Source organism: Heyndrickxia sp. FSL W8-0496 (genome assembly GCF_038007825.1).
GTDB lineage: Bacteria > Bacillota > Bacilli > Bacillales > Bacillaceae_C > Heyndrickxia > Heyndrickxia oleronia.
The window spans coordinates 1,096,908-1,111,256 of the sequence record NZ_JBBOXX010000001.1; the positions used below are offsets into that span (position 1 = coordinate 1,096,908).

The window sequence follows — 14,349 nt, forward strand, 5'->3', positions numbered from 1 at the left end:
TCCGGGTAACGAATTGGTCAGAAAGGTTCCCGAACAGAGTTGAATACCATCTTCCGGGTAATGAATCGCTGACAAAGGTTCCCGTGCAGAGTTGAATTCCCGCTTCCGGGTACACAATCGTTCACAAAGGTTACCTCTTATTGATTCAAACTTTCCTCTTATATAACAACAATGTTAAAGTAAAGAGCTTTATAGTATAAAAAAATTCTAAAAAATGAATATTTTATACTATAATTAGTACAAAGCTTTTGATGAGCATAGGGGAGGGAGTGGACTTGAAAAGTAGAAATGATCAATTTGGGGAGACTCGTTCTATTTTAGTTACAAAACTTCAAATTCCAGTGAATCAAGCAAATATCCTGCCAAGACCCCACTTACATAATCTGTTGAATCATGCTATAGATAAAAATGTGATTATGGTAGGAGCTCCTGCTGGTTTTGGGAAAACTACATTAGTTAGTGAATGGGTAAAAACCATCCAATTGCCGGTCGCTTGGATTTCAATAGGATTAGAGGATAATAAACCAGAAACTTTTTTGGAATATATGCTTAGTGCTTTAGCTATAATTGATGATAAACTTGGGCTAAAGTCAAGAAACCTTCTCTATTCACCAAATCCTCCAGTATTAGAGAAAATATTTCAGTCATGTATAAATGAAATCGCAATGTTTTCAAGTGAACTTTGTTTAGTGATCGATAATTTTCATTTGATGAATCATCCACAAATTCAACAAACCTTTGCATCATTATTAGAATTCATTCCTAGTAATTTGAAAATCATTTTAATCACTAAAACGGAAAATCTCCCTGCATTAAAAAGGCTTAAGTATACAGGAAAAATGGTAAAAATCTCGAAGGAGGAATTGCGTTTTAAAGGGATTGAATTCAAGCAGTTTTACCATATATTAAAAAAACTCCCTTTAAATGAACTAGAGCTTCAGCTATTAGAAAATAAAACAGAGGGATGGGTTATAAGTATGAACTTATTTGCTCAAGCCCTTATGGAAGATCGATCTATGCTTTATGAAAAAGATCAGTTTTCGGGGAGACATCCATATATATATAGTTATTTAATCGAGGAAATGTTTGATTACCTAGATGATTCTGTTCGCAACTTTTTGCTAGAAGTTTCTATCTTAGATGAACTATCCTGCTCTCTTTGCGAAGCAGTTACCTTAAAAAACGATTCTGCAGAGTATTTGCAGCTTCTTTTTTCTTCAAAAGAAATGATTAAACTCATTCCAGAAAGAAACAATCAATGGTTCCGACTTCATTCCTTATTAAGGGAGTTTTTTTATCATCAATTAGTTAATAAATACCAAGGGAATATTGTTCATTTACACCGTCGAGCGTATACATGGTTTTATACTCAAGGCTATCTTTCGAAGGCAGTCAATCATGCCGTTCAAGCAAATGATCTAGATAAAGCAACAGAATTTTTATGGAATCTTGCCCCTTCATTATTAAAGAACAGAGAATACAATGAACTTGCGCACCTTCTTAACCTATTTCCTAATGATTGGATTGAAAATAGTCCTTATTTATGTATTATTTATTCCTGGACATTAGCCCTTCAGAAAATGTGGGAAAATGCACATACATATTTGACTTTCGTAGATCGATTGATCCTCAAAATGGAAGAATCTTTATATGAAAAGTTTCTGATTGAATTACATGTTTTAAGAGGATATATTGCCCTTCTTGAGCAGAAAGGGGACGAATGTATAAAGCACATGACAACTGCGGCGAAAATGCTTCCTAAATATAGTGAATTTTATCATATGGGAGTAGAAATTCTATCTCCTGAATGGAATGTTCTTGGAAGTGATATTGCACTCGGTGGACAATTAGCATCTACTTGTACTCTTTACGGGAAACTGCGCGAGATATGGAAAAATAGCGGACTCCCAATTGTAGGTTTTGGAGCCGTTGTATTAGGTGCCATTCATTATGAATGGGATGAACTGGATAAGGTTCAGTATTTTGCAAAACGTGGCATTTATATTGGAAAGAAACATAGGAATTTAGGCATTCTTGTTCCATCTTCTCTGCTCTATGCACGTATGAAAAGGGCATTAAATAATGATGATGAAATGTGGCAAATGATTCAACAATTAGAGAATTCAATAACAGATCGTCACTGGAGAACAACTATAACTGGTTTTAAGATAAAAATAATGCTTGAAGAGGGGAGGGTTGATAAGGCGGTAGAGTTGATGGAGAAATTAGAACAAATGCCTGATACAGGAATGATCAGCATCAATCAGATTAGAGTGCTTCGAGCATCAGGAAAAAGGACTAAAGCATTGAAACGAATCGAGCCATTAATAAAACAAGTAGAATTAGAAAATAGACTTGCGATCTTCATTGAATTAATGATTTTACAATCATTAATCCATTTTGAAGAGGGAAATCGTTCAAAAGCCTTTACTATTATTAATCAAGCGATCAGGCTTGGGATGAAAGAAGGTTATCTCCGTTTGTTCCTAGATGAAGGTACTCATATGAAGAAGCTATTATGTGATTTTCAAAAGATAGTTTCTACAGATCAAGCAGTTAAGGAGTATTGCTCGAAGATTCTATCGAAATTTGAACATGATTCTATCGATGAAGTGGTTGTAAAAACAGATCTTCCTTATTTGGATGACTTAACAAATAGAGAATTAGAAGTATTAAAGCTCCTTGAAAAAGGACTGACCAATAAAGAAATAGCCGAAGCCTTGTATATTACCGTAGGAACGGTGAAATTATATAATCATAAAATCTACTCTAAGCTTCAGGTAAAGAGCCGAACCCAAGCCTTGATCCGAGCGAAAGAATTAAGATTAATTGATTATTAGAAAAAGGAAAGGTGCCTGTCGACATATCCTATTAAAGGATAGTGACAGGCACCTGTTTAATTTATATTATTTATTTAGGCGGTTGAACCTTCCAAGTAGATAGATCTGGTTGTTCCTTTGTTACTAATGATTTAGGGAAAATGAATGTCCAAGGTTTACTTGTATTTGCCTTTACTTCAAAATCCTCTAGTTTAAATCCACCTTGTGCAATAATTTCACCTGTTGCATCTTCTACAGTCAGTGGCAATTGTTGAATTTGAATATTCTTATCAGAACCATTTCGAATAAGCAAAGTAATATGTAAATTACCCTCTTCATTAATATTGGCCTGAATTCCCATAAAGTTTACCTCACCAGGCTTAGGTGGTTGGACTGTGTTTAATAATTGTTTTAACTTCTCTTTATCTTCCTCAGCAAGGCTTTGTTCCCAGCTTTTTGCTAAGTCAAGAGAATGTGGTTTCTTGATTTCAAATGCAAGTTTCCATCCATCTTTAGGTACAGAATCAGTGAAAAGGTCCTTTTTAGTAAAGACAAAATCCCATGGACGGCTACTTTTTGGTGGTAATTCACCTATTTCACCTAGATCAAAGGTCTTTTTGCCTAATACTTCTCCTTCACTCCCTAATAGAATGAGAGGGACAGATTGGAAGGTAATTGACTTATTTAAGCTACTTCTTACAAAGGCAGTAACAATTAAATTTTCTGCTGAATCACTGTTAATTTCCACACCTGAAAGTGAGACTTGATTAGGCTTTAACGGTGCACATTCGTTGTTAAGGAAACGAAGTACATATTCTCTTTCTTGAGAAATATTTGATCCAGGTAAAATGGAAAGCTCTGTTTCTATTTCTTCTTCCATATTAGCTTGATCGGTTACCTCTTCATTAAGTAGATCACTAGACGAAACAACACTGTCTCGCCCTCTTTTTTTATTTTTTCCTATAAAGAACATGGGGGTTCCTCCTACAAAAATATTATTCTGGTGTAGAAAAGCTGTTTATTAAAATGATAGCATATTCACTCATTTCTTTCTCAATACGGTAATACGTATGAGTGAAAACCTCTAAACCTTCTTTTTGGTAAGTACGGATAGGGTCCTCTTGACTATAACCACGTAAACCTATGCCTTCTTTTAATCTTGTCATTGACTCAAGATGCTGTACCCAATACTCATCGATAATTCTTAATGTACGGTCTTTGACTAATGGGTGAAGATCACTGTGTTCATTAAAGCTTTCATCAATCTGTTTAAGGGTTGATTGTAGGTTCTCTAAAATGATCCCTTTCACTTCACTGTAGTCAAAACCATCTTCAAATTCTGGTAGATGCTGAAGTGATAAACGATTAATCTTTGCTCTAAGTTCATTCAGATCATTCATTTCACTATTTGATTCTTCAGCTTCTTGGAGAATGTGTTCGGTTGCACTTTGGAGAGATTTTTTTAGTAAATCTACAGTGTTTTCTGATTCTAACACATTAGTGCGAATAGAATAAATGATATTTCTCTGTTCATTCACAACATCATCAAGTTTTAATGTGTATTCACGTGCAGAATAGTTACTACCTTCACACATTCTCTGTGTTCGATCGATAAAGTCGTGTATGTTTTTATTCATAATCAACCCGTTTTCATCTGTTTGTAGTGATTTTTGAAGCTTTTCTACTTGATCGGCAGCAAAACGCTGTACGATTTCATCTTCAATCGAGATAAAAAACTGACTTGCCCCTGGATCACCTTGACGGCCAGAACGCCCTTTTAATTGATTATCAATTCGTCTACTTTCATGCCTTTCAGTACCGATTACATATAAACCGCCAAGTTCGGCAACCCCTTCACCTAGCAAAATATCCGTACCTCGTCCAGCCATATTGGTTGCAATTGTGATTTGCCCTTTTTGCCCGGCAATTGAGATAAGCTGGACTTCCTTTTCCACACTTTTTGCGTTTAATAATTGATAAGGAAGCTTAGCTTTGTCTAAATAGGTTGCAACTAATTCTGATTGTTCAATTGAGGCAGTTCCAATTAGAATAGGTTGTCCATTTTCATGAATTTTCTTAACTTCCTTCGTTAGCGCTTCATATTTATGTTGAATCGTATCGTAAACTAAATCATTTTTATCAACACGGATTTTCGGTCGATTAGTTGGAATTGGAATAACATCCATACCATAAATTTGTTGAAATTCTTTTTCTTCGGTTTTCGCTGTACCAGTCATCCCTGAAAGAATTGGATACATACGGAAGTAGTTTTGAATCGTAATGGTAGCTTGCATTTTATTTTCATCAGTAAGTTTTAAACCTTCTTTGGCTTCAATTGCTTGATGTAAGCCATCGCTTAAACTTCTACCTTCCATGATTCTACCAGTAAACATATCGATTAATTCAATCTTTCCTTCTTGAACGATATAATCGACATCTCTACGGAAAATGACTTCTGCTCTTAAGGACTGAATCATGTAATGATAGAGAGTTTGATGCTCAATAGCATATAAATTATCAATTCCAAATGATTTTTCTATACGATTAACACCTTCATCGGTAAAATTCGTTGCTTTCGATTCAGGATCAAAGGTATAGTCTTTATCTAGTTTGAATCTTTTGACTAATTGTGAGCATACATAAAATAGTTCAGAGTTTAATGACGTCTTCCCTGCAATAATAAGTGGAGTTTTTGCCTCATCGATAAGGACACTATCGACCTCATCAATTATTGCAAAATGGTATGGACGCTGAACTCGTTGATTTGGGGCCATCACCATATGATCACGTAAATAGTCAAATCCGAACTCAGTCCCGATTCCATATGTTACATCTGCATTATAAGCTTCCTGTTTTTCCAATGGGGTCATTTGAGAAAGGTTCAATCCAACTGTTAAACCAAGGAATTCAAGGATTTTTCCAGTGATTTCTCTATCCCGCTTAGCAAGATACTCATTCACTGTAATAACATGAACGCCCTTGCCTTCCAAAGCTCGTAAGTAACTTGGTAAAGAAGGCACAAGTGTTTTTCCTTCACCCGTTGCCATTTCAGAAATATTCCCATCAAGTAAACTAAGCCCACCAATTAATTGCACATTAAAATGGCGCATCCCTAACACCCTTTTAGATGCTTCACGAACGGTAGCAAATGCTTCTACTTTAATGTCATCAATGGTTGCACCTTCTGATAAACGCTTTTTGAATTCAATCGTTTTATTTTTTAATTCATCATCTGATAATTTTTCTATTTCAGGTTCAATGTCATTTATTTGATTAACCAGTTTATTATATTTTTTTAACGTTTTTTCATGTTGACTTCCAAATGTTTTTTTTAGATAAGAAATCATGAATGGTCTCCCCTCAAAATTACTATAACGAGGTTGTTCAAAAAGTGAGGATAAAGCTGAAGAATTTTCCGCACAAACCCGTTAGAACAAGTATTTTGGCGTATTTCGACAACAGCAAATTCTATCCTTTCGCTTCCTTGAACACGCACATATGAGTATTATACCACAAATGGTTGAAGTAGAGATAAGTTGAATTTACTGGTAATGAAAGTAGAATTATGTCAAATGAATCTAGTATCTGTCGATCATTTCTGATAGATTAATAAATAGACAAAATAATATTTTAGGAGGTAGATGGATGAAATCCGTGAAAAGCTTAGTCCTATGTATGTTTTCAATCATCATGATTGTATCATTCTCACTTCCAGCCTTTGCTGCAAGTGATGATATTACGGGGCATTATTTTGAAAGTGATATGCGGGCTTTAATTAATAAGGGGATATTAAAAGGAACAGCTCCTAATAAATATGAGCCTGATAAGTCAGTAACAAGAGCAGAATATGCAGCTTTTGTTGTTAGGACATTGGAATTAGATAAATATAATAAAGCTGATCTATCCATCGCAGAACTGAATGAATCTAATTTTAAAGATGTGAAATTAGGGGATTGGTATTCAGATGTAGTTCAAATCGCTGCAAAAGCGGGGATCGTAGGTGGATATCCTGATGGCACATTTAAACCAAATGCTGCGATTACCAGAGAAGAAATGGCGGTTATGACTGACCGTGCTTTATCAACAAAGGGTATTATTGCAGAAGGTAAACCACTAACGTTTATTGATACAAATCAAATTAATAAACAATATCGTGGGGCTATTGAACGATTAGTCGCATTGAAGATTTTTGGCGGCCTTGATGGAAATAAATTTGGTCCGAAGGTAAAAACAACACGTGGTCAAACTGCTGCTGTTCTTAATCGGATGTTAAATAAAATTGAGCAATCGACAACAGAACCAGAGACACCGACTACTCCGGTTGGAGATTATCAAGTAGCGAATCTATCTTCTGATGGAACGCCTACGATTATCAAAGGCTATGATTCTTTCGACACTGCTAAGAGTAATGCAACTGGTAATCAAGTAGTGCTAAAAGGAAACACCATTGTATGGATGAAAAGTGGGATTGCAGTTATAAATAATACGGTTGCTTCTATATATAGTAGCGAAAGTCTGAAATCCGATATTTCCTATGCAGTATTAGGCACTGAATTAGAATATTTTGATGGAGGAGAAAACTGGGTTAAGGTAGCGATTGCAGGCATGACTGGTTATGCGAAAAAGGACGAAATTAAACTTATCCCAAGTATCCTTGAAAAAGGACGTTCTTATTATGAGGTAACTGCAAATGGAACATTAAGACATTCCATTTACAATCCGTTAAAAGATACTTATGCATCCTATGAATATGGTGTTGCTCCTAGCTTTTTAAATTCTGGAAGCAAATATTATAGCTGGGATGGTCATACATTCTATAATGTACAAGGAACAAAAGTAGGAGTAGCGTATCAATATTTTAATCTACTACCTATTAGTACAGAGACAACCTACACTGCAGAAGATTTAAATCGTTATGTAGTAGCTAATGGGCCAGCAGGAAGCCCGCTTGCCACTTTAGGAACAGAATTCAAAAAAGCTGAGAGCAAATATGGAATTAATGCAATGTATTTATTTGCTTTAGCCATTCATGAAAGTAACTGGGGAACAAGTGAGATTGCGAAGAAGACAAATAATTTGTTTGGAATTAAAGTATATGATACTGCTCCAGACAGTGGTGAGAAATATTCAAGTTTTGCCGAATCAATTGATCATGCAGGGAAATTTTTGTCAGAGAGATATGTGAACCCGAGTGGAGTACAGTATCGTGGTGCAATGCCAGGGAATAAAGCGGCAGGTATGAACTTACGCTATGCGTCTGATCCGTATTGGGGACAAAAAACAGCAGGACATATGTTTAGAATTGATCAATATTTAGGTGGCAATGAAAGAAATAAATATGCTTTAGGTGTAACGACTGCACCAGGTGTGAACGTTAGAACTGATGCAACAACAGGTGCACAAAATAAGGTATATTCATATCCGAATACTGGTGCTGGTATCATCATTAAAGATACTGTAACCAATGCTGAAGGTACATGGTTTAAAATCTTATCTGATCAAAGTGATTTTAGAAATGCTCAGGAAGTATATGTATACAGAAACGGAAGCTATGGGAATAATGTCATTCAAGCTCCTATTGCTCAATAAAAAAGGCTCTTTTCTCAAAAATTGTTGCTATTCTAATAAAGTTTAACTAATTGGTGTAAAACCGGCAGTTGGGCTTTTAAAAAAGCAATAAACTATACGAAAACAGCCATAAAGAACAATCGGCTAGCGCAAGCTGACGGGTCCAGGAGCTAGACTAGATATAAGCTCCTGAAAATCTGTGAACAAAAACTCGTAAATTTTGTATTTTAAAAAAGGGATGTAACATCTATTTGTTACATCCCTTTTGTGTTATAGTAATGAATGATATCGAAACTTGACGAAGCAAGGAGAATTATCATGAATCATAAGCAGGTAACCATCCTAGGTGTACCTTTTATCCATACGAATCAAAATGATTTTGTTCAATTATTAAAGCAAAGAATTGAATCTGAACAGAAGACATTTGTTGTAACAGCAAATCCTGAAATTGTCATGAAGGCAAATGAAGATTCAAATTATATGGACACAATTTTGCAAGCAAATTATATTGTTGCTGATGGCATTGGTGTTGTAAAAGCAGCAAAGATTTTAAACCAGCCTTTACCGGAGCGGGTTACAGGCTATGATACGGTGATGGATCTTTTAAGCTTAGCAAATGAGCATAGATACCGAATTTACTTACTTGGTGCTAAACAAGAAGTACTTGAAAAAGCAGTCAATAAAATTAATACTAATTATCCGAATGCAAATATTGTCGGATCCCATAATGGTTATTTTGATTGGAATCATAATCAAATAGCTGAAGAAGTGGAAAGTCTTCAACCTGATATCGTTTTAGTTGCTTTAGGGCTCCCACGCCAAGAGCAGTGGATTGCACAACATATAGCTAATTTTAATAAAGGTATTTTTATCGGTGTAGGTGGAGTATTTGATGCATTAGCAGGGGAAGTAAAGAGGGCTCCTGAGATTTGGCAAAAATTAAATCTTGAATGGTTTTATCGCTTAGTAAAGCAACCTTCGAGATGGAAGAGGATGCTTGTTCTTCCGCATTTCGTTATGAAAATTTATGGACAAAAGGTTAAGGGGAGAAAATGAATCAGTCTTTTATTAAAAGTACATTAATTTTATCCATTGCTACTTTAGTTTCAAAAATTTTAGGGAGCATCTTTCGAATTCCGTTACAGAATATTGCTGGAGATCAAGTATTAGGAATTTTTTCATTAGTTTATCCAGTATATATGGTTGCATTGACCCTTTCTGTTGCGGGTATTCCTATAGCCATTTCACAGTTGATTACGAAAGCTAGAGTAAATCAGAGCCAAACTGATATTAGAAATATATTTGTAACAGCAGGTATATTGGCGTTTTTATTCGGGATAATTAGTTTTTCATTTATCTCCATATTTTCACGACCGATTGCACATGTTTTAGGTGGACAGGATACTCGTTTATCCTTACTAATTGTTGCGTCAACACTGTTAATCGCACCATATATGGCTGTGTACCGAGGGTTCTATCAAGGCTTCGAGGATATGAGACCAACAGCTATATCACAAGTATTGGAACAATTAGTCCGTGTTGGATTTATTCTAGTTGTTGCATATATATTTGTACAACAGCATTATACAAATCAAGTGATAGCAGGTGGAATCATGATTGGATCACCAATAGGTGCCCTACTTTCACTTATTTACTTGCGTTCTAAATTTGCCCGTGACTCGATAAAACCAACATCAGAAGTAAAATACACATACGATGACTTTAAAAAGATAGGAAAACAAATTCTTAAAATATCCATCCCAATCTGTATTGGAGCTATTACAATGGCATTACTGAATTTTGTTGATTCTATTACCATTCCATTCAGTTTACGATCATTTGGCGATTCAGAGAAGGAAATTACCTATCTATATGGTATATATGGCCGCGGATTGTCATTGGTCCAAATTGCGACTGTGTTCTCCTCATCAATTGTCTTACCATTAATTCCTTTAATTACTAGTAAGCTTTTAAATAATGAAAGAGCACAAGCGAGTAATATTATTGGCAGAGCCCATTGGTTAACCAATATAGTTTCATGGCCAGCAGCCTTTGGATTATTGGCTTTAACGCTTCCACTTAACCTTGCCCTTTTTAAAAATACTGAAGGAAGTATGGTCCTCGCGATTATTAACTTTAGTTCAGTATTTACTTCATTAACAGTGCTTGGTACAGGAATTTTACAAGGGATGAATAAGGCCAAGCAAGCCGCTATTATAATAATAATTGGCGTTTTGGCAAAAGTAATAACAAATATTGTATTTGTTAAATACTTCGGATTAACTGGAGCGGGTATATCAACCTTGCTTATTTACATCGTTATATTCTTTATCAATACTCATTTAATTATGAAAAATGTCTCTTTTTCATTATGGAATAGAAAGACATTAGTAAGTATTCTTTCCTCCATTGTTATGGGAGCAGTGGTTGGGGTGCCAACCTTATATCTTCAAATTACTGATTGGGGAAGAATGTCCGCTCTTCTATATTTAGGCGGATCCATTGTTATCGGTGGACTTATTTATGCTATTTTATTGATTTTGCTAAAAGCGATTGATCGTGAGGAATTAAGCTCATTTCCAATCATTGGTAAGTTTTTTAAAAAAGCAATGAATCAATAAATTGGAACAAACTATAAATATTTCTAGAAAAATGTAGAAAAATGTGGATATTTACTATGACAATTTATGATATAATTTTTACCTAAAGCGGATAAAAGGTGGAAAAAGTATGACATCAGTTTTATACTGGTGTCTCTTTTAAGCTTAGCCACATATTGCTTTTGCAGAAGGCTTTGTTAAATGAATAAGCGCAAAATAAAAATAGCGCAAAGCTTTTACATGTGAAAAGTAACATTAACACAGTCTTACAAATAGAGAGGAAGTGAATGGGTTGAAGAAATGGTTATGGATCGTTCTTATTATCTTTCTTCTATTAAATGTTCCAGCGATTTACTCACGTTTTACAACAGAATGGGATAATAATACATACGAAATGATTGTCCCGAATGATGAAATTAAGGAACTAGTTGATAATGATCCAACATTAAAAGAAGATCATGTTTATGATGAATTAAGGAAAGCGGGACTTGAATCCCTAAGTGTTGAACCAGAAACGTTAAAGAGTTTAGAAGAAAATGGCCAATTGTCAATTATCAGTAAAGAAGCAATGGCAGAAAAAATGCTATTTGATCATATAGATGTGAATGGAAATCGTGAATTTAAAAAGAATGGGATCTTTGTTTATGTCGATCCTGATTCAACATATCTTTCTAGTATTCAAAAGGTTTTTGAAGATATTAAAGAGGTTAAAGTGGATGATCGAACATTTTATTTTATCCCAGGGGATAGTAAAAAGCTTGATGATATCCCATTAGGGTTTAATGAGGATGTTATCCAAAAGCTTAAGTCACATGATTTTAAAGTGGTTCCACGTATCTCTAATGAAATAGATGAAAATAATAAATTTGTAGTAGACCAAGTTACTTCAATGAAAGATGATAAGTCAAAGAGCTTTTTATTTTTAGGAGACGAAGTATTAGGGTTCCCGAATGGAAAAGCTATTGCAAATTGGTCTACGAAATTTAAAGAAAATGAATACTCAGTTTTGGGTATTGAATTTGCTGATCAAAAGGGATTTGCGAGTGTAGCACATACTTTTGATTATAATGTTATTCGACTTCATAGTATTAATTTAGATGATCAATCAAACGTGGCAAGTGTTGATCGTGTTGTGCGTGCGGTTAAGGAACGAAATATACGTGCCATTTACATGCATCTAAAAACGGGTGAACCGAAGGATGTATTGAAGGAAACAACGTCATTTTTAACAGATGTACATGAAAAAATGCCTGGGAAGTTTCATGCGGGGATTGCAGAGCCATTTAAACATATTAATACACCATTCTGGTCTAAGTCTGTAGCCTTCTTAGCAGGTGTTTTATTTGCAACATTGGCTGCCTTTGTTGTATTCAATAAACGCTGGGCATTTGTCATTGGTGTTCTTGGTTTAATTGGTGCAATTGGAGCATTATTTACTAATAGTCATCTATTAGCCCAAGTATTTGCTTTAGTTATTGCCGTTATTACTCCGATTTTTGCTATTGTACCGAAGAAGGAAATTCGTTCATTTAAAGATATCATTCTTTCCTATTTGCGTGCAGCGATTATCAGTTTAATCGGAATATTTATAGTCGTGTCGATCTTAAATGGCAATGAATATTTAGTCAAAATTCAGGTGTTTAGAGGGGTTAAACTACTCTATATTTTACCTATCCTATTTATGGTTGTTTACGCACTGTGGGGAAATATCAAAAAATTACTCGTAACGAATATTCGTTATTGGCATGTGGCTGTTTTAATTGTCTTAGCAGGTGTCGCATATTATTACTTGAGTCGTACTGGAAATGAAGGTTCAGTTAGTTCTATTGAGCTGAAAATTAGACAATTAATTGAGGAAACATTATATGTTCGACCTAGAACGAAAGAATTTTTAATTGGTTTTCCAATTTATCTATTAGGTCTGCATATCATGAGATTTAATAAAAAAGTCGGTTTGTTTTTCCTTATTCCTGGTGTAATTGGGTTTTTATCATTGGTTAATACCTTTACACATTTGCACATACCATTGTATGTCTCCCTTTTAAGAAGTGCTTATAGTTTAGTATTAGGATTTATTGTAGGAGTTATTTTCATAGTTGTATTCTCATTTATTTATAAATATATTAGGACGGTTTTTAAATTGAGGTGGAAGTAATGCAAGTGGTTATTTCAGGCTATTACGGGTTTAATAATGTAGGGGATGAAGCCATTTTATTTTCTATTATCCAAGCGCTTAGGCTTCAAGACCCATCGATAAAAATAACTGTGTTATCTAATAACCCTGATTCCACAGCGAAGTTATACGATGTTGAGGCTGTCAACAGATGGAAATTAAAAGAAATAATCAATGCATTAAAGTCAGCCGATGGTCTTATTAGTGGAGGTGGAAGCCTACTTCAAGATGAAACAGGCTTCAGAAGTGTACCTTACTATTCCGGGATTATGAAAATTGCACAATGGCTTCACAAACCTGTTTTTGTCTATTCACAAGGTATGGGACCATTTAATAAATCATATAGTAAATGGATAGTAAAAAGCGCGTTAAATAAAGCAGAACAAATTACAGTTAGGGACGAGGAGTCTAAAGAATTATTACGCTCCATTGGTATTAGTAAGCAAATTTCGATCGTTCCAGATCCGGTCATGGGTCTTTCAATAGGCCAAGTAAAAAACACTTGGCTCCAAGAGCGATCATTTCCAGAATCATTAATTTGTGTAAGTGTCCGTGATTGGCCAACAGAAAATCACTATAAGGAAAAAATTGCCTTAGCATTGGATCGTTGTGTTGAAAATGGAGTGGGTGTATTATTTATACCGATGCATGGAAAACATGATGATCTTGCTTCACAAGAAGTAGCAGGATTAATGAAACAAGAAAGTAGTATTTATCCTTATGATGCCTCAATTGAGGAAAAAATTGATATGATTGGTAAATCCGATTTACTATTCGGTATGCGACTCCATTCCTTAATTTTTGCAGCAATTACCTATACACCTTTTATAGCTCTTTCCTATGACCCCAAAATTGATGCATTTGCTTCAAGGGTGAAACAACCAGTACTAGGTCATGTAAAAGATACAGGATGGGATGATGAGACAGTATTTACCGAAATGGAACGAATGTTAGAACAGCGAAATAATGAACGAAAGAAATTGATTGAAATTGTTGAACCATTAAAGGAAGAGGCCATTCATGTTGCGAAGTCTGCAATTGATGTCTTTCATTCGAAATAAAGCTCCATATTTGGAGCTTTTTTTACATTTATTTTAATTTTTATAATGTCTACTATTCTATTCAAATATTTTATGATATAATCCGTATGATTGGATAAGAGTAGAATTATAGACTAGAAGAAATCATT

The 14,349-nt window shown here is 34.8% G+C and carries 8 protein-coding genes; 6 read left to right on the forward strand and 2 right to left on the reverse strand.

Annotated features, from left to right (window positions below; translation table 11 throughout):
- The first annotated feature begins 275 nt into the window (after window positions 1-275).
- Complete coding sequence (locus NST63_RS05570; RefSeq protein ID WP_341041536.1) at window positions 276-2,840, forward strand: LuxR C-terminal-related transcriptional regulator; 2,565 nt, start codon at window positions 276-278, stop codon at window positions 2,838-2,840.
- Between the two features lie 70 nt (window positions 2,841-2,910).
- Here NST63_RS05570 and NST63_RS05575 read toward each other — a convergent pair whose 3' ends face one another.
- Window positions 2,911-3,792, reverse strand: a complete 882-nt coding sequence (locus NST63_RS05575; RefSeq protein ID WP_212944714.1) for an accessory Sec system S-layer assembly protein — start codon at window positions 3,790-3,792, stop codon at window positions 2,911-2,913.
- A gap of 22 nt (window positions 3,793-3,814) precedes the next feature.
- Window positions 3,815-6,166: an accessory Sec system translocase SecA2 gene (secA2, locus tag NST63_RS05580; protein WP_212944713.1), complete on the reverse strand. Its 2,352-nt coding sequence runs from the start codon at window positions 6,164-6,166 to the stop codon at window positions 3,815-3,817.
- A 298-nt stretch (window positions 6,167-6,464) separates the two neighbouring features.
- On the opposite strand from secA2, the gene NST63_RS05585 reads away from it, so the two are divergent.
- The 5 genes from NST63_RS05585 (at window position 6,465) to csaB (ending at window position 14,221) form a co-directional block, all read left to right on the forward strand.
- Window positions 6,465-8,408, forward strand: coding sequence for an S-layer homology domain-containing protein (locus tag NST63_RS05585; protein WP_341041538.1), 1,944 nt, complete (start codon window positions 6,465-6,467; stop codon window positions 8,406-8,408).
- Between the two features lie 297 nt (window positions 8,409-8,705).
- Complete coding sequence (locus NST63_RS05590) at window positions 8,706-9,443, forward strand: WecB/TagA/CpsF family glycosyltransferase (protein WP_212944711.1); 738 nt, start codon at window positions 8,706-8,708, stop codon at window positions 9,441-9,443.
- Entirely contained in the window at window positions 9,440-11,008 is a 1,569-nt protein-coding gene (locus tag NST63_RS05595; protein ID WP_341041540.1) for a putative polysaccharide biosynthesis protein, read from the forward strand. Before NST63_RS05590 ends, NST63_RS05595 begins: the two co-directional genes overlap by 4 nt.
- Before the next feature lie 271 nt (window positions 11,009-11,279).
- On the forward strand, window positions 11,280-13,142 hold the full coding sequence (locus tag NST63_RS05600; RefSeq protein ID WP_212944709.1) for a DUF5693 family protein: 1,863 nt from the start codon (window positions 11,280-11,282) through the stop codon (window positions 13,140-13,142).
- The gene (gene csaB / locus NST63_RS05605) at window positions 13,142-14,221 is read left to right on the forward strand and encodes a polysaccharide pyruvyl transferase CsaB (RefSeq protein ID WP_341041542.1); all 1,080 of its coding nucleotides are present in this window, start codon (window positions 13,142-13,144) and stop codon (window positions 14,219-14,221) included. Before NST63_RS05600 ends, csaB begins: the two co-directional genes overlap by 1 nt.
- Window positions 14,222-14,349 lie beyond the last annotated feature (128 nt).

What these genes read in the sequence shown, in the direction of transcription:
- NST63_RS05575 (WP_212944714.1), bottom strand. Translation starts at nt 3,792, where the DNA reads ATGTTCTTTATAGGAAAAAATAAAAAAAGAGGGCGAGACAGTGTTGTT.
- secA2 (WP_212944713.1), bottom strand. Translation starts at nt 6,166, where the DNA reads ATGATTTCTTATCTAAAAAAAACATTTGGAAGTCAACATGAAAAAACG.
- NST63_RS05585 (WP_341041538.1), top strand. Translation starts at nt 6,465, where the DNA reads ATGAAATCCGTGAAAAGCTTAGTCCTATGTATGTTTTCAATCATCATG.
- NST63_RS05590 (WP_212944711.1), top strand. Translation starts at nt 8,706, where the DNA reads ATGAATCATAAGCAGGTAACCATCCTAGGTGTACCTTTTATCCATACG.
- NST63_RS05595 (WP_341041540.1), top strand. Translation starts at nt 9,440, where the DNA reads ATGAATCAGTCTTTTATTAAAAGTACATTAATTTTATCCATTGCTACT.
- csaB (WP_341041542.1), top strand. Translation starts at nt 13,142, where the DNA reads ATGCAAGTGGTTATTTCAGGCTATTACGGGTTTAATAATGTAGGGGAT.